Origin of the sequence: Salinicola corii (genome assembly GCF_008298015.1) — a bacterium.
GTDB classification, from domain to species: Bacteria; Pseudomonadota; Gammaproteobacteria; order Pseudomonadales; family Halomonadaceae; genus Salinicola; species Salinicola corii.
On record NZ_VTPX01000003.1, the window covers coordinates 349,525 to 365,185 of the forward strand.

A 15,661-nucleotide genomic window follows, 5' to 3' on the forward strand; every position below is an offset into this window, starting at 1 on the left:
AAGCGACAACTCCAGGTGCTTGTCAGCCAACTCGCTTTTCGTCCGACGTGGTCTCCAGACAAGCTACCGTCCATAGTAGAATATCGCAAAGCGATGCACCGATGCGCGACACCACGGCTTGGCCGACCGACTTGACGGTGCACCGACATTCCCGGAAAGGAAATCCGTTCATGACATCATCACCTCACGACGAAGCTTCTCTTCATCACAATGTCGACCATGCTGAAATCGCCAAATTCGATGCGCTTGCCAGCCGCTGGTGGGATCGGGAAGGCGAATTCAAGCCGCTGCACGATATCAATCCGCTGCGCCTGGGCTTCATCGATACTCATGTCTCCCTGGCCGGCAAACGTGTCCTCGATGTGGGGTGCGGGGGTGGAATCCTTAGCGAAGCCATGGCCATGCGCGGTGCCGAAGTCACGGGGATTGACCTGGGCGAAGCGCCCTTGGCGGTCGCGCGGCTTCACCAGATGGAGAGTGGCGTTGAGGTAGACTACCGTCGCATCAGCGTGGAGGCGATGGCGGCAGCACATGGCGGCGAGTTCGATGTCGTGACCTGCCTCGAGATGCTCGAACACGTGCCGGATCCGGCTTCAGTCATCGCGGCCTGCGCCAAACTGGTCAAGCCTGGCGGTCATCTGTTCTTCTCGACGATCAATCGCAATCCGAAATCCTACGCCTTCGCGATTGTCGGTGCCGAATACGTGTTGGGCCTTCTGCCGAGGGGCACCCACGAGTACCGCAAGCTGATCCGCCCTTCCGAGCTTTCCGGTTGGTGCCGACAGCATGGCCTGCGGCTTCAGAATCAGACCGGGCTGGTCTACAACCCCCTGTCCCGGCGCTACCGGCTGGATCCCAATGATGTTTCGGTCAACTACATGGTGCACGTGCGTCCGGAATGGACCGGCAGCGGCGACGACATATGAGCCATGACGCCCTCCCGAAAGCGCTATTGTTCGATCTCGACGGGACCCTGGTCGATACCGCTCCCGACTTGGCCGAAGCCACCAATCGGTTGAGAGAGCACCATGGACTGGCGAGGCTTCCCTACGAGGTCATCCGAGCGCAGGTCTCCAACGGGGGGAGCGCTCTGGTGACGCTGGCGCTGGAATTCGCCAGCGACCACCCGCAACATGCCGGCGCTCGTCAATATCTGCTGGATCGTTATGCGGAAGTCGTCGCCGACTATAGCCGCGTCTATCCGGGGCTGGCGGACCTGATAGCGCGCTGGGAAGCCGAGGCGCGGGGCTGGGGGATCGTGACCAACAAGCCCAGGGCCTATGCGGAGCCACTAATCGAAGCTCTCTCATTGCGGCCTGGGGTGCTGGTCTGTGCCGATGATCTGCCTGTCAGGAAACCCGAGCCGGAACCGCTGTGGTTCGCCGCTCGTCGGCTGAACGTGGAACCGGGCCAGTGCTGGTATGTCGGGGACCATCGACGCGACATGGAAGCGGCCGAACGAGCCGGCATGACGGCGATTGCCGTGCGCTACGGCTATATCCCGGAAGAAGAACCGTTCGATGAGTGGCCGGCGGACCGCTGGTTCGAGACGTCGGAGTCTCTGGCCGACGCGCTGCTGGCGTTACTGGCGGCCCGCTAGACGGTACTCAGGTTTTCGGGGGCTGGGCATCGAAGGCTTCGCCACTGACCCCCTCGCTCTCCGAACCCATCAGCCACAGATAGGTTGGCATGATCTCTTCCGGTGTACGGAGCACCTGAGGGTCTTCGTCGGGGTAGGCTGCCCGACGCATGGCAGTGCGTGTGGCGCCGGGGTTGAGAGAGTTGAAGCGAATGCCGGAACCGTGGTGCTCGTCGGCCAGAATCTGCATCAACCCCTCGGTAGCGAACTTCGAGGTCGAATAGGCCCCCCAGTTGGCTCGCCCTCGTCGTCCAACACTGGATGAAGTGAACACGACGGACGAATTGCCCGATTGACCCAGTAGCGGCAGCAGCGCTTGGGTTAGCCCCAGCGTCGCGGTGAAGTTGACCTGCATGACCTTGGCCCAGAGCTCCAGATCGTAGGACGCCACCGACACCCGATCACCGAGGATGCTGGCGTTGTGCAGCAATCCGTCCAGGCGCCCGAACTCCTTCTCGAGCTTGGTGGCCACCGCCAAATGATCCTGGGCGGCCGCACTTTCCAGGTTGAGCGGGAATATCGCCGGCTGCGGCGCGCCCATCGCTTCGATGGCGTCATAGACCACCTCGAGCCGGCTGACACTGCGTCCCAGCAGAATGACCGTGGCGCCGTGGCGCGCATAGGTCATCGCCGCGGACCTGCCAATGCCGGTGCTGGCACCGGACACCAGCACGATCTTTCCGGCGAGCAGGTCCGCGGGCGCCTGATAATCGATATGGCAGGTCATAAGGTAACGTCCTGAGTCGTAGTGCCGTGGAATCGGTAAGCGATCCGGTCAGCCCATTTGGTTGAGGAAATCACCCGCCATCTGCGCGGCGTTGCTATCGGGATAATCGCTACGCACTCGCTGCAGCAGTTGCCGACTACCCTCGGTATCGCCCTGACGTGCCTTTAGCAAACCCAACTTGTACAGCGCATCCGGTACCTTGTTGCTCTGAGGATAATCGTTGATGACGGTATCGAACGCATCGGCGGCCTGATCGAGCTGGGACTGTGCCGAGTAGAGCTCTCCCAGCCAATAGTGCGCATTGGGTAACAGGCTGGACTGCGGGTAATCGCCGATGAAGCGTTGGAAGGCGTCAATGGCGGCGTCGAACTGGCGTGACTGCACTTGCTGAAACGCTGCCTGATAGGCTTCCCGCCCGTTATCCCCAGTCGCACTGGATGAGGTCGAATTGCCCACGGTAGTGTCGGCTTCGCCATCAGCGTTCGCCGTCGAAGCACTGCCGCCGGAGACGGCGTTCGCGGTATCGCTGTCGACGTCGGACCCGTTCAAATCGTTGCTGGTATCTCCAGCGCCGCCTGAATTCGCCCCGCCGCCGGAAATACGGTCATCGAGATCCAGATACTGTTGCTGGGTCTGCTGCTTGAGCTGGTCCAACTGGTAACGCAACTCCTCGACCTGGCCGCGAAGCTGCTGGATCTGCTGCTTGTTGTCCTGTAGCTGATTGAGAATCGTCAGGGTGCCGCCGCCACTTTGGCGGGCTTCCGTCTGACTGTAGAAGCCGTTCGATTGACCGGTGAGATCATCGATGGCCGGTTGCTGAGCCCATACGGACAGCGGGAGCACCAGGGCTCCCGCGCCGCACAGTCTTTTCAGACCGTGTTTCATGCTTTTCTCCGTCGCTGCTTAGTACGAGAACACGACGCGACGATTCTTGGCGTAAGCTTCTTCGGTGTGGCCCTGAACTGCCGGACGCTCTTCACCGTAGCTGACGATCTGGATCTGTGACGGGGACACACCCTGGACGGTCAGGTACTGCTCGACCGCCTGTGCACGACGCTCGCCGAGGCCCAGGTTGTACTCGCGGGTACCGCGCTCGTCAGCATAACCCTGAAGGGTCACGTTGGTGTTCGGGTTGGCCATCAGATACTGAGCGTGGCCGCGCAGTACCGATTCGAATTCGGGGCGAATTTCTTCGCTGTCGAATGCGAAATAGATGGTGTCGACGCTGGGGCGCTGTTCGTTGGCGCCCATCTGCGAGCCAGAGGTGCCCTGTCCGGAAGTCATGCCCTGTCCGGACGTGCCGCCGGAAGTGCCATTCATGTCCCCTTCCTGGGTACCGCCACTGCTGGAACAGCCAGCCACTACGGCTAGCGACAGCGCGACTGCTAACGTCTTGGCGTAGGTCTTCATTTGCATTGTCATCTCCTTGCTCGGATGTCGAATGACACAATGACTGTAGTCGTTTAGTTCAAAAACGGCGACCACGCGGGTTCGCGTACGTCACCCTGCGCCGAAGGCAGTCGGAAAGACGCTCGTCCATCCGAAGAAACTGCCCCCAACACACCTTGCGCCCCTTGCTGGGTAGCGAAGATTACCATGGTGCCATTCGGCGCGACACTGGGCGATTCGTCCCAACGTGAATCCGTCAGGACCGTCACGCGACCGGTGTCGAGATCCTGCTTCGCCACGTGATAACCGCTGTCGTCACGAGTCACCATGAACAATGATTTTCCATCCGGTGAAAAACGTCCATCGGAATTGTAGTTGCCGGTAAAGGTCACCCGCTCGGCCTGGCCGCCCGTTGCCGACATGCGATAGAGCTGTGGCGCTCCGCTGCGATCGGAGGTGAAAATCAGGGACTGGCCGTCCGGGGACCAGTCGGGCTCGGTCTCGATGGCGGGATTGGTGGTCAGTCGGGTCAACTGACGAGTTGCCAGGTTCATCACGTAGATCTCCGGCTGTCCATCCTTGGAGAGCGACATCGCGAGCTTGCGGCCATCCGGCGACCAGGCCGGCGCCCCATTGATGCCGCGGAAGGATGTCAGGCGGACCCGCTCTCCCGTGGAGGCATTCTGCACGTAGATAGCCGAGTTGCCGGATTCGAACGATACATAGGCGATCTTCTGACCATCCGGCGACCAGGCCGGTGACAGGATCGGATCGTCGGACGACAGAACCTGCTGGCCGTTGTGTCCATCGGCATCCGCCACGTAAAGCGCGTATCGCGCGTTGTCGCCGGTACCGCTAGCCGAGACGTAGGCAATACGGGTGGAGAAAGCACCCCGGATCCCGGTGATCGCCTCGAAGATCTGGTCGCTGATGTAGTGGGCGCTGGCACGAAGATCGCCACTTGACGAGGTCAGCGTCTCGCCCAGCATGCGCTTGCCTCCCAGTATGTCCATCAGCTCGTACTGGATCCGATATTGATCGCCCTGGGGCTCGATTTTCCCGACCACGAGATAGCGGGCGTCGACACGTTTCCAATCGTCGTAGAACACGTCTTCACTGCTGCTCGGCAGAGACACGAGAGAACTACGGCTCAGCGGCGAGAACTGGCCGCTATGTTCGAGGTCGTCGCTGACGATCTGCGCCACATCCTGCGGCAACCCGCCTTGTCCACTGAATTCGAACGGTACGATGGCGATGGGCGTGGCCTGATCGCTACCGCGGGTGATTTCGATGGTCAGGTTCTGCGCCTGAGCCTGGGCAGTGGCCGCCAGACAAAACAGCGACACCAGCCAACCAGCGGCCAGGGTCTTCCATCCTTGAGACATCCATCGTTTCATCACTGTATATCCCCGGGTGTGAATTTGAGATTGAAATCGCGGAACCGCCGCTGCAGACCGGCATCCAACTGCTGCAGCTCGCGGAACGGTGCCGCGGCTTCCACGGCCTGCGTGGCCGAGCGATCGAAGCTGGGGCTGCCGCTACTACGAGTGACGCTGGCTGCCAGCAGTTCACCCGAGGGCCCGAGCCTCACTCTGACTTGCGCCACCAAACCATTGTCCACGTTGGCCGGCAAGTGCCACCGATCCTCGACGGCACGTTTGACCAGATTGATGAAGCTGTTCGAGGCCTGGTCGGACTGTTCCGCATTGGCGATTCGCTCCTGTTCGTTGGAGATGGAATCGCTCATTGACTCGGCTGCCGCCTCCTTGGCTGCCGCTTCGGCCTGGCGCTTCCTCTCAGCCTCGGCCTTCTTCTTCGCCTCCTCGGCCTGGCGTTTCTTCTCCGCCTCGGCTTCAGCCTTCTTCTTCGCCTCCTCGGCCTGGCGTTTCTTCTCCGCCTCGGCTTCAGCCTTCTTCTTCGCCTCCTCGGCCTGGCGTTTCTTCTCAGCCTCAGCCTCAGCCTCAGCCTCGGCTTCGGCCTTCTTCTTCGCCTCCGCCGCCTGGCGCTGCTTGGCTGCTTCGGCTTGCTGTTTCTCGAGCTCAGCCTTTCGCGCGGCCTCTGCCGTCTTCTGCTGCTCTTCAGCCTTGGCCCGCTCGGCTGCCGCCTGTTCCGCTGCCTGCTGGCGACGCTCGGATTCTGCCTGGGCTTGCTCCGCGGCGGCCTGCCGTTGAGCCTCCTGCTGCTGGGCCTGCTCCTGAGCTTGCTGCTCGGCCGCCTGCTGCGCGGCACGCGCCCGCGCTTCCCGAGCGTACTGCGCCTGGTCCGTTGCGGTCACATCGCTGACCAGTGTGGCCTGTACCACCGAGGACGAACTGGGCGTGGGCTCGCTATCCGGCAGACGCAACATCGTCAACAATAATGCCACCACGTGAACGGCGATCGCCAGAACGACGGGCAAGCCGTAACCGACACGGCGGTTTCGCTTCGCCATGCTGACTCCTTACCCGTCGTTGCCTTGCGGCGGCTCGGAAATCAATCCGACATTCGCCACACCTGCCATCTGCAGCGTACTCATCAATGTCACGACCTGACCGTATGATGCATTCTTGTCACCACGGACCATGACCGGCGTGTTGGGCTTGCGCTCTAGAATCGCCACCACCTGATCACCGACGGTCTGCAACGTGACCGCCTTGTCCTGTTCGCCCAGCGATATGAAGTATTCGCCCTGGCTGTCCACGGAGACGATGATCGGCTCCTGCTCTTCGGTATCGATCGGCTCCGACGTGACCTGCGGCAGGTCGACCTGCACGCCTTGGGTCAGCATCGGCGCGGTGATCATGAAGATCACCAGCAGTACCAACATGACGTCGATGAACGGTACGACGTTGATTTCGCCCATCGGCTTGCGCCGATGATGGCGGCTATAGGGTCCACCCATGTTGAACCTCCGCCTCAGGCCGCCGGGTTGCCACCGCGACCTTGCAGGTTACGGTGCAGAATCGAATGGAACTCTTCGGCGAAATCCTCGTACTCGCCAAGCAGACGGCTGGCGATGGATGACAGCCGGTTGTAGAAGATCACCGCCGGAATCGCCGCGAACAGCCCCATGGCCGTCGCCACCAGAGCCTCCGCAATCCAGGGGGCCACGGTCGAGAGCGTCGCCTGCTGCGCCATTGACAGGCTCTGGAAGGAACCCATGATGCCCCAGACGGTGCCGAACAGGCCGATGTAGGGACTGGCCGACGCCACCGTGGCCAGCAGGGTGAGCTTGTCGTTGAGGTTGTCCTCCTCGCGTGATAGCGCCACGCGCTGGGAACGTTGTACACCGTCCAGCACGGCTTCGCTGCTGCGCGTCTTGGGCATCAGGCGATTGAACTCACGGAACCCCGCGCGAAACACATGCTCCGAACCTTGCGCTTCGTAGTTCTCCGGCACGTCACGATAGAGTTCATTGAGATCGACGCCTGACCAGAAACGCTCGTCGAACGCTTTCTGCGCCTTTCTGGCTCGACTCAACGCGAAGCTGCGTTGAAAGATGACGACCCATGAAGCGACCGAAGCGGCCAACAGCAGGAGCATGACCAGCTGGACCACCAGACTGGCGTTCATGATCAGATGGGGGATGGACATGGAGTCGTTCACGAAAATCCTCGAATCACTGGCTTGGAATGGCGGATGTCAGCGCCGCGTGTAGTTCGCTGGGCCAACGTCTCGGTTTCAGGCGTTGCGCATCGACACACGCAATATCGACCGTCGCTTCGCATAATGTATCCCCGTCGTACCGGACCGCCTGCACGAATTGCAACGAGCAGGCAGAAAGGCGGCCGACGCCGGCTGTCACTTCCAGCCGGTCATCGAGCCGCGCAGGGCGTGCGTAGCGGCACTGCAGCGAATGTACCACCAGTTGTACGCCCTGCTCGATCAGTCCACGTTGACCGAAGCCCAATGCGTTCAACCATTCGCTCCGCGCACGCTCCATGAATTTCAGATAGTTAACGTAGTACACGATGCCACCAGCGTCGGTATCCTCGATGTAGACCTTCACCGGCAGGATGAATTCACTCATTGCCGGAGCCGCCATGATTCGGGGGGGCGCTCCGGGGCGCCTGCTCGCTGGGTACGATACCGAAGTGGCTGTAGGCGGAGCGAGTGACGACGCGGCCGCGGGCGGTGCGCATCATGAAGCCCTGCTGGATCAGATAGGGCTCGATGACATCCTCGATCGTGTCGCGTTCCTCGCTGATGGCGGCCGCCAGGCTATCGACTCCGACCGGTCCGCCATCGAACTTCTCGATCATCGCCAACAGCAGCCGTCGGTCCATGTGATCGAGCCCATGGCTGTCGACGTTGAGCATGTTGAGCGCCTGATCGGCGATCGAGACGTCGACGCTACCGTTGCCCTTGACCTCGGCGAAGTCTCGTACCCGCCGCAGCAGGCGATTGGCGATTCGTGGCGTCCCCCGGGCCCGGCGTGCAATTTCCCGGGCGCCGGCGACATCGGCAGGCACATCGAGCAGGCGCGCCGAGCGGGTGACGATCTCGGTCAACTCGTCGATGGCATAGAATTCGAGCCGCTGGACGATCCCGAATCGGTCGCGCAGCGGTGAGGTCAGAAGGCCCGCACGCGTGGTGGCACCCACGAGCGTGAACCGGGGCAGATCGAGCTTGATCGAACGCGCCGCCGGACCGTCGCCGATCATGATATCGAGTTGGAAATCCTCCATGGCTGGATAGAGGACCTCCTCCACCGCAGCCGGCAGACGGTGAATCTCGTCGATGAAGAGTACGTCCCCCGGCTGCAGATTGGTCAGCATCGCGGCCAGATCGCCGGCACGTTCCAGCACCGGGCCGGAGGTGGACTTGATATCCACTTCCATCTCGGCGGCGATGATATTGGCCAGCGTCGTCTTTCCCAGTCCGGGCGGACCGAAAACCAGGGTGTGATCGAGACTGTCCCCGCGCTTTCGCGCCGCGGAGATGAAGATGTCCAGCTGTTCGCGCACCCGGGGCTGGCCGATATAATCATCGAGCCGGCGGGGACGGATGGCGTGGTCGACCTGCTGCTCGCCCTGTTGCGGTGGCGCTGCCACCAGGCGATCGGGTTCAATCATGGGCGCGTTATCCAGCCAACTGGCGTGACAGCGCTGCTTTGATCAGCGCCTCGGTCGGCAGATTCTTGTCCAGACCGGACAACATGCGGGAAGCCTCGGGGGGCTTGTAACCCAACGTCACCAATGCCGCCTCGGCATCCGCGTGCGGGTCGGACGACGGCCGCGCGGCGACATTGCCAGCCTCGAGTAGCGATCCCTGCCCCTCCTGCCAATGCGGGAAGCGGTCGCGCATCTCGACGATCAGTCGGTCGGCCGTTTTCTTGCCGACGCCGGGCAATTTGGTCAATGCCTTGCTGTCGCCATCCATGACGCAGCGGATGAAAGCATCGGTATCCATGCCCGAGAGAATGGCCAATGCCAGTTTGGGGCCCACGCCATTGACCTTGATCAGCGCCCGAAATAGCTGACGCTCTTCGTCACGGACGAAGCCATACAGAAGATGGGCATCTTCACGCACGCTAAGATGCGTGTATAGCCGCACCTCTTCTCCCACGCTCGGCATCGCAACCAGCGTGGTCATCGAGGTCTCGAGCTCGTAGCCCACGCCGTGTACATCGATGACGATCCAGGGGGGGTGTTTTTCCAATAGCGTGCCGTGCAGACGTCCAATCATGCCATCCGTGTCCTTACTCTGCCCGCGTCCACTATACGCATCGCCGATTCAACTGACTAGCCGCCGACACGCGGCTAGCGATCCGGCTTGAAGTCCCGCCAACGCCCGCCTCGCGAGGGTTTTCCACGACGTTTTGGCGCGACGGTCAGCAACCCTTGTCGAGCGTAAGCGTGGGTCAGTGCGATGGCCAACGCATCGGCGGCATCGGTTGGCGGCGGCGCATCCAGGGACAATAGCGCCACCACCATGTGCTGAATCTGCGCCTTCTCGGCGCCGCCGTTGCCAGTAATCGCCTGCTTGACCTGGCGAGCGGCATACTCGTGCACCGGTAGGCCATGATTGGCCGCGCACACGATCGCGCTGCCTCTTGCCTGACCGAGCTTGAGCGCTGAGTCGGCGTTCTTGTCCATGAACACCCGCTCGATGGCAAACTCCGAAGGCCGGTACTCACCTATCAACTCGCTGATACCGGCATAGATCCGTGCCAGCTTCTGGGCCAGGTCGTCTCCGTCGATGCGGATACAGCCACTGGCGACATAGCAAGGCTTGGCTGCGACATCGATGACGCCGTAGCCAGTGACTCGCGAACCGGGGTCGATACCCAACAGGATCAAGCGCCCGACTCCTCTGCCATTGTCCGCCAATCATGACTGGTCACGACGATGCACCTCGGGTTCCACTCTGCGAACACGTGCCGCGAATATGGTCGGAGCGGCGTCGAGCGCGAAAGATACCGGCAAAACAACGCCGGCGCCCATCTGGGGCGCCGGCATCCTGCCAGAACAGGCTCGTCATTCGCCGGAGGGCTCCGGCTGCGCTTTCTGGCGCAGGCGGATATGCAAGTCGCGTAGCTGCTGCTGGGTGACCTCGCCAGGAGCATCGGTCATCAGGTCTGCGGCACTCTGGGTCTTGGGGAAAGCGATGACATCACGGATCGTTCGCGATCCGGTCATCAGCATCACCAGCCGATCGAGACCGAAGGCCAGGCCACCATGGGGTGGCGCACCGTACTGCAGCGCATCGAGCAGGAAGCCGAACTTCTCTTCCGCCTCGTCCTTGCCGATACCGAGCACTTCGAACACCGCTCGCTGCATAGCCTGATCGTGGATACGAATCGAACCGCCGCCCAGCTCGGTGCCGTTCAGCACCATGTCATAGGCGCGGGACAGCGCCGTGGCCGGTGACGACTGCAGTTCTTCCGGCGAGCACGACGGTGCGGTGAACGGGTGATGCAGCGCGGAAAGCCGGCCGTTGTCGTCCGCTTCGAACATCGGAAAGTCGACCACCCACAGCGGCGCCCAGCGCAACGTGTAGAGTTCGAGGTCCTCACCCAGCTTGACGCGCAGCGCGCCGATCGCTTCGTTGACGATTCGCGCCTTGTCGGCCCCGAAGAAGATAATGTCGCCATCCTCGGCACCCACGCGATCCAGTAGCTGCTCGACGATGCCTTCCATGAACTTGACGATCGGCGACTGCAGCCCCTCGAGTCCCTTGGCGCGTTCGTTGACCTTGATCCAAGCCAGCCCTTTCGCGCCATAGATGCCCACGAACCTGGTGTATTCGTCGATCTCCTTGCGCGACAGCTTGGCGCCACCACTCACCTTCAGCGCCGCGACCCGACCGTCGTCGGCCTTGGCCGGGCCGGAGAAGACCTTGAAGTCCACCGATTGCATCAGGTCGTCGACATCCACCAGCTCCAGCGGGATACGCAGGTCCGGCTTGTCGGAACCGTAGCGCTGCATCGCTTCGCTGTAGGGCATGCGCGGAAACTCGGGCAGCGTGACGTCGAGCACGTCCCGGAACAGCTGGCGCACCATCTGCTCGGTCGTGGCCATAATCTCCTGCTCGTCGATGAACGACGCCTCGATATCGATCTGGGTGAATTCCGGCTGGCGATCCGCGCGCAGATCTTCATCCCGGAAACACTTGGCGATCTGATAGTAGCGATCGAAACCGGACACCATCAGCAGCTGCTTGAACAGTTGCGGAGACTGCGGCAGTGCGAAGAAGTGGCCATCGTGAGTCCGGCTGGGTACCAGATAGTCCCGCGCGCCCTCCGGCGTGGCGCGTGTCAGAATCGGGGTCTCGATATCGAGAAAACCCTGATCCTCGAGATAGGCACGCACGCTGTGGGTGATGCGCGAGCGCAGGCGCAGCTTCTCGATCATCTCCGGCCGGCGCAGGTCGATATAGCGGTACTTCAGCCGCACTTCCTCACCGACCTTGCCATGCTCGTCGAGCTGGAAAGGTGGCGTGGCGGCGGTATTCAGTACCTCGACCTGCTTGGCCAGCACCTCGATCATGCCGGTGGGCATGTTGGGGTTCTGAGTGCCTTCGGGGCGCAGTCGAATGCGGCCGACGATACGCAGTACGTATTCGCTGCGCGCACGGTCGGCGTTGGCGAACGCCTCCGCGGTGTCGGGATCCACCACCACTTGAGCGACACCGTCTCGATCGCGCATGTCGAGGAAAATGACACCGCCATGGTCGCGGCGGCGATGGACCCACCCGCAGAGCGTGACTTCGTGATCGATCAATGACTCGTTCAATTGGCCGCAATAATGACTGCGCATGCTGGATCCTAAAATTGTGAAGCTAAAAATGGTGAAGACGGTATTCAGGCCGAGGCTTTGCTCTCGCCACTCGCCTTGCTGGCGCCATCCGACTTGCCGGCGCTGTCGCCGGAAGCGGCGGGTTTGGCGCTATCGCCAACGAGGTTCTTCTTGCTGCCCGATTTGAAATCGGTCTCGTACCAGCCGCCGCCGGCCAGCCGAAAGCCGGCCGCGGAGACCAGCCGGGACAGTTCGGCGCGCGCGCAGGCCGGGCAATCCGTCAACGGCGCGGCGCTGATCTTCTGGAGCTTTTCCAACCGATGACCGCAAGCCTTACACTCGTATTCATAGATGGGCATGATGTCGTCACTCTCTATGACTGCCAGGGTCGCCGGCCGGTGATCGAGCGGCTTGCTGGCAATATCCAGGCGCGCTTCTCCCGACGAGCGTCGCGCCATCCTTTAGTCGGTTTTTCGTTCGTTCTTCGTCATGACCGGTGGCCACACGGACCTTCCCAAGCCAAGCTCGAAAGCCGCATAGTATAGCGCGTAGCGGCCGGTCGCAGGCAATATTACCGGCTGACAATGCCGATGTCGTCGTTCGCACGCCAGCGACCGCCAGGCGACGACCGTCGGAACGGAAAAGAGACAAGGAAAAGACGCATGAAAGCCGTACTTCTGGATGCCGCTTCCCTCGGCGACGACGTCGACCTCGCGCCGGTTCGCAAGCTCGTCGACGATCTCGTGACTCATCAGTTGACGGCCAAGGACGAGACGCTCGGCCGGCTCGAGGGTGCCACCATCGCGTTGACCAACAAGGTCGTCATCGATGCCGAACTGATCGATGCCCTCCCCGATCTGAAGCTGATCTGCGTGCTGGCCACCGGCACCAACAACATCGACATGGCCGCGGCCGAACGTCGTGGCGTCCTGGTCCGCAACGTTGCGGCCTACGGCACGGCGAGCGTCGCCCAGCACACCTTGATGCTGATGCTGGCCCTGGCCGCACGACTGCCGCTGTATCAGACCGACGTGCGTGATGGTGCCTGGCAGAGAAGCGACATCTTCTGCCTGCTCGATCACCGCACGTTGCAGCTGGCGGGCAAGCACTTGGTGATCGTCGGCAGCGGCGTGCTGGGTACGGCGGTGGCCAAGCTGGGGGAAGCCTTCGGCATGCGTGTCACTTTCGCCGCGCGCCCTGGCAACGAAGCCGACGATTCGCGTCCGCCGCTGGCGGCATTGCTGGGTGAAGCCGATGTGCTGAGCCTGCACTGTCCGCTGACGGAAGCGACTCGGGGCCTGGTCGGCCGCGAGGCGCTGGCGACGATGAAGACGGATGCGCTGGTGATCAATTGTGCGCGCGGAGGAATCATCGACGAGGGCGCGGCGCTCGCCGCCCTCCGCGATGGGCGACTGGGCGGGCTGGCTGTCGATAGCCTGCCCGTCGAGCCGCCACGGGAGGGACACCCCCTGCTCGATGCCCTGTCCGAGCCGCTCAACCTGATCGTGACGCCGCACAATGCCTGGATCACGCCGGAAGCGCGCCAGCGCGTCGTCGACCTGACCGCGGACAACCTGCGCACCTGGCTGAACGAGGAGCGCGCCTGATGGCGAACGACACTCCGAGGATCTACAACTACGGCTCCATCAACATCGACCACGTCTACCGGGTTCCGCACCTGGTGCGCCCGGGCGAGACGCTCTCCAGTACCAGCCTGCATCGGGTACTGGGTGGCAAAGGTGCCAATCAGTCGCTGGCACTGGCGCGCGCCGGCGGGTGCGTGGTCCACTGGGGGCGCCTGAACGAGGGGGACCGGTGGGCGCTGGAGCCGTTGGCCAGCGCTGGCGTCGACGTCGCGGATATCGAGTTGACCGATGACGCCAGCGGCCATGCGCTGATCCAGGTCGACGACGCCGCCGAGAACGCGATCATTCTCTATCCGGGTGCCAACCACGGCTTCGACGACGGTCGCCTCGGCTCCCTGGTCGACTCGGCCGCCCCCGGCAGTTGGATCCTGCTCCAGAACGAGTGCAATGACGCCGGAAAGATGCTGCGCCTGGCGGCCGGCAAGGGTCTGTCGGTCGCGTTCAACCCGGCCCCGCTCTCCGTGGAGATTGCCGACTTGCCGCTGGATCTGTGCCAGCTCCTGTTCCTCAATCGCGGCGAGGCGGCTGCGCTGGTCGGGCAGGAAGAGTCCGTCGATTCTGACATGCTGCTGGAGGCGCTGGCCACACGCTTGCCGGAGGTGGAGGTCGTCCTGACCCTGGGTGGCCAGGGCGCCTGTCATCAGCATCGGGGCCAGCGAATCACCCTGGCCGCCCACGCGGTGGAGGCCATCGACACCACGGCCGCCGGCGACACCTTCATTGGCTATTTCATGGCGGCCCGGCAGCGCGGCGACGATGTCGAGCAGGCGCTGCGCCTGGCGACGACCGCCTCGGCGCTCTGTGTCCAGACAGCCGGCGCCGAACCCAGCATTCCCGACGCCAGTGCCGTCGAGAAGGCCCTGGTGGCCCTACCCGCCCTCGCGGCCGAGCGCTCGACACTCTGACCATAGCCCTGAACATAGCTCTGAAAATAGCCCTGAACATCGTCACCGACGCCGCGCCGCCGGCCCGGCAGTTGGTGTCGCGCCACCTGAACCGATCCTAGGAATCCTCATGCCGACACCCATCATTTTCGACACCGACCCGGGGGTCGACGACGCCCAGGCCATCGCCATCGCGCTGGCCCACCCGGATATCGAGCTACTGGGCCTGACGACCACCTTCGGCAACGTCACGATCGAAGTCGCCACCCACAACGCGCTGCTGCTCACGGAGCTCGCCGGTCAGTCGATTCCCGTTGCCCAGGGAGCCGCCGGGCCGCTGGTCAAGCCCAAGAACCCGCCACCGGAACACATCCACGGCGACAACGGCCTGGGCAACATCGAATTGCCGGAGGTCTCCACACAAGCCCTGAAGCAGAGTGCCGCCCAGTTCATCGTCGATCAGGTCAATGCCCGGCCGGGAGACGTCGTGCTGGTCGCCGTCGGCCCGCTGGGCAATCTCGCCGCCGCATTGCAGCTCGACCCTGGTCTGGTCGACAAGGTCAAGCGAGTGGTGGTGATGGGCGGATCGATCCGTGAAGGCGGTAACGTGACCCCCGTCGCGGAAGCCAATATCTTCAACGATCCCCACGCCGCGGCCCGGGTGTTGCAGGCCGGCTGGCCGCTGACGCTGGTGGGGTTGGATGCAACGCACCGTTGCGTGCTGGACCCGCAGAGCATGGCGCGCATCGTTGAAGCCCAGGGCGCGCTGGGTAAAGTGTTGGGTGAGAGCTACGATTTCTATCGCGCTTTCTACCAGCAGGCGCTGGGCATCGATGGCTGTTGTCCCCATGACAGCTGTGCGCTGGTGTGGCTGCTGCGACCGGATCTCTTTACCGTCGAGCGGGGCTACCTGAGCGTGGTCACCGACGGTCTGGCCGAGGGGCAGACCGTGATGGCACCGGAGCGACGCGAGTTCGTCGACACCCGCTGGTCCCAAGGCAACGTGACGGAGGTCTGCATGAACGCCGATGGCCCAGGCGTCATCGACTGGATCGTCGATACTCTCGTCGCCCCTCCCTCGCACTGAAACGGGATCGCCCGATCGCCGGAGGCGATCGGGCGGCGTCTCGTCGTACTCCGGTACCGCCGTCCGGCTT

General features: G+C 62.7%; 18 protein-coding genes. 5 read left to right on the forward strand and 13 right to left on the reverse strand.

The annotated features are described in order from the left end of the window. The first annotated feature begins 170 nt into the window (after positions 1-170). Together ubiG and F0A16_RS08110 are read left to right on the forward strand one after the other, a co-directional pair. Complete coding sequence (ubiG, locus tag F0A16_RS08105; RefSeq protein ID WP_149434870.1) at positions 171-926, forward strand: bifunctional 2-polyprenyl-6-hydroxyphenol methylase/3-demethylubiquinol 3-O-methyltransferase UbiG; 756 nt, start codon at positions 171-173, stop codon at positions 924-926. After that, positions 923-1,600 carry an HAD-IA family hydrolase gene (locus tag F0A16_RS08110; protein ID WP_149434871.1) on the forward strand — a complete coding sequence of 226 codons (678 nt, stop codon included), beginning with the start codon at positions 923-925 and terminating at the stop codon, positions 1,598-1,600. Before ubiG ends, F0A16_RS08110 begins: the two co-directional genes overlap by 4 nt. A 7-nt stretch (positions 1,601-1,607) precedes the next feature. Here the strand turns inward: F0A16_RS08110 and F0A16_RS08115 are convergent, their stop codons facing one another. From F0A16_RS08115 to F0A16_RS08175, 13 genes are all read right to left on the reverse strand, one after another. Then, positions 1,608-2,366, reverse strand: a complete 759-nt coding sequence (locus F0A16_RS08115) for a YciK family oxidoreductase (RefSeq protein WP_149434872.1) — start codon at positions 2,364-2,366, stop codon at positions 1,608-1,610. Positions 2,367-2,414: 48 nt separating this feature from the next. Then, positions 2,415-3,251 carry a tol-pal system protein YbgF gene (gene ybgF, locus F0A16_RS08120; protein WP_149434873.1) on the reverse strand — a complete coding sequence of 279 codons (837 nt, stop codon included), beginning with the start codon at positions 3,249-3,251 and terminating at the stop codon, positions 2,415-2,417. A gap of 18 nt (positions 3,252-3,269) precedes the next feature. Next, positions 3,270-3,782 (reverse strand): peptidoglycan-associated lipoprotein Pal, encoded by a 513-nt coding sequence (gene pal, locus F0A16_RS08125; protein WP_149434874.1) that lies wholly within the window; start codon positions 3,780-3,782, stop codon positions 3,270-3,272. Between the two features lie 47 nt (positions 3,783-3,829). After that, positions 3,830-5,140, reverse strand: a complete 1,311-nt coding sequence (tolB, locus tag F0A16_RS08130) for a Tol-Pal system beta propeller repeat protein TolB (RefSeq protein ID WP_149434875.1) — start codon at positions 5,138-5,140, stop codon at positions 3,830-3,832. Positions 5,141-5,151: 11 nt separating this feature from the next. Continuing rightward, a complete protein-coding gene (gene tolA / locus F0A16_RS08135; protein ID WP_149434876.1) occupies positions 5,152-6,186 on the reverse strand; it encodes a cell envelope integrity protein TolA in 1,035 nt (344 codons plus the stop codon). Positions 6,187-6,195: 9 nt separating this feature from the next. Next, positions 6,196-6,636 carry a protein TolR gene (tolR, locus tag F0A16_RS08140; RefSeq protein WP_149434877.1) on the reverse strand — a complete coding sequence of 147 codons (441 nt, stop codon included), beginning with the start codon at positions 6,634-6,636 and terminating at the stop codon, positions 6,196-6,198. 14 nt (positions 6,637-6,650) lie between these two features. Further along, positions 6,651-7,340 (reverse strand): protein TolQ, encoded by a 690-nt coding sequence (gene tolQ, locus F0A16_RS08145; RefSeq protein WP_110708907.1) that lies wholly within the window; start codon positions 7,338-7,340, stop codon positions 6,651-6,653. A gap of 13 nt (positions 7,341-7,353) precedes the next feature. Next, complete coding sequence (gene ybgC / locus F0A16_RS08150) at positions 7,354-7,764, reverse strand: tol-pal system-associated acyl-CoA thioesterase (protein WP_275401751.1); 411 nt, start codon at positions 7,762-7,764, stop codon at positions 7,354-7,356. After that, positions 7,757-8,809 (reverse strand): Holliday junction branch migration DNA helicase RuvB, encoded by a 1,053-nt coding sequence (ruvB, locus tag F0A16_RS08155; RefSeq protein WP_149434878.1) that lies wholly within the window; start codon positions 8,807-8,809, stop codon positions 7,757-7,759. Before ruvB ends, ybgC begins: the two co-directional genes overlap by 8 nt. A gap of 7 nt (positions 8,810-8,816) precedes the next feature. Next, positions 8,817-9,422 carry a Holliday junction branch migration protein RuvA gene (gene ruvA, locus F0A16_RS08160; RefSeq protein WP_149434879.1) on the reverse strand — a complete coding sequence of 202 codons (606 nt, stop codon included), beginning with the start codon at positions 9,420-9,422 and terminating at the stop codon, positions 8,817-8,819. 74 nt (positions 9,423-9,496) lie between these two features. Continuing rightward, a complete protein-coding gene (gene ruvC, locus F0A16_RS08165; protein ID WP_149434880.1) occupies positions 9,497-10,036 on the reverse strand; it encodes a crossover junction endodeoxyribonuclease RuvC in 540 nt (179 codons plus the stop codon). Positions 10,037-10,213: 177 nt separating this feature from the next. After that, entirely contained in the window at positions 10,214-11,995 is a 1,782-nt protein-coding gene (gene aspS / locus F0A16_RS08170) for an aspartate--tRNA ligase (RefSeq protein WP_149434881.1), read from the reverse strand. 44 nt (positions 11,996-12,039) lie between these two features. Then, a complete protein-coding gene (locus tag F0A16_RS08175) occupies positions 12,040-12,333 on the reverse strand; it encodes an FmdB family zinc ribbon protein (protein WP_149434969.1) in 294 nt (97 codons plus the stop codon). A gap of 303 nt (positions 12,334-12,636) precedes the next feature. Here F0A16_RS08175 and F0A16_RS08180 point away from each other — a divergent pair, with 303 nt between their 5' ends. The 3 genes from F0A16_RS08180 to F0A16_RS08190 all read left to right on the forward strand — a co-directional run bounded on the left by F0A16_RS08180 (position 12,637) and on the right by F0A16_RS08190 (position 15,591). Continuing rightward, a complete protein-coding gene (locus F0A16_RS08180) occupies positions 12,637-13,581 on the forward strand; it encodes a D-2-hydroxyacid dehydrogenase (protein ID WP_149434882.1) in 945 nt (314 codons plus the stop codon). Further along, positions 13,581-14,525 (forward strand): ribokinase, encoded by a 945-nt coding sequence (locus F0A16_RS08185; protein ID WP_149434883.1) that lies wholly within the window; start codon positions 13,581-13,583, stop codon positions 14,523-14,525. Before F0A16_RS08180 ends, F0A16_RS08185 begins: the two co-directional genes overlap by 1 nt. 109 nt (positions 14,526-14,634) lie before the next feature. Beyond that, positions 14,635-15,591, forward strand: coding sequence for a nucleoside hydrolase (locus F0A16_RS08190; protein ID WP_149434884.1), 957 nt, complete (start codon positions 14,635-14,637; stop codon positions 15,589-15,591). Positions 15,592-15,661 lie beyond the last annotated feature (70 nt).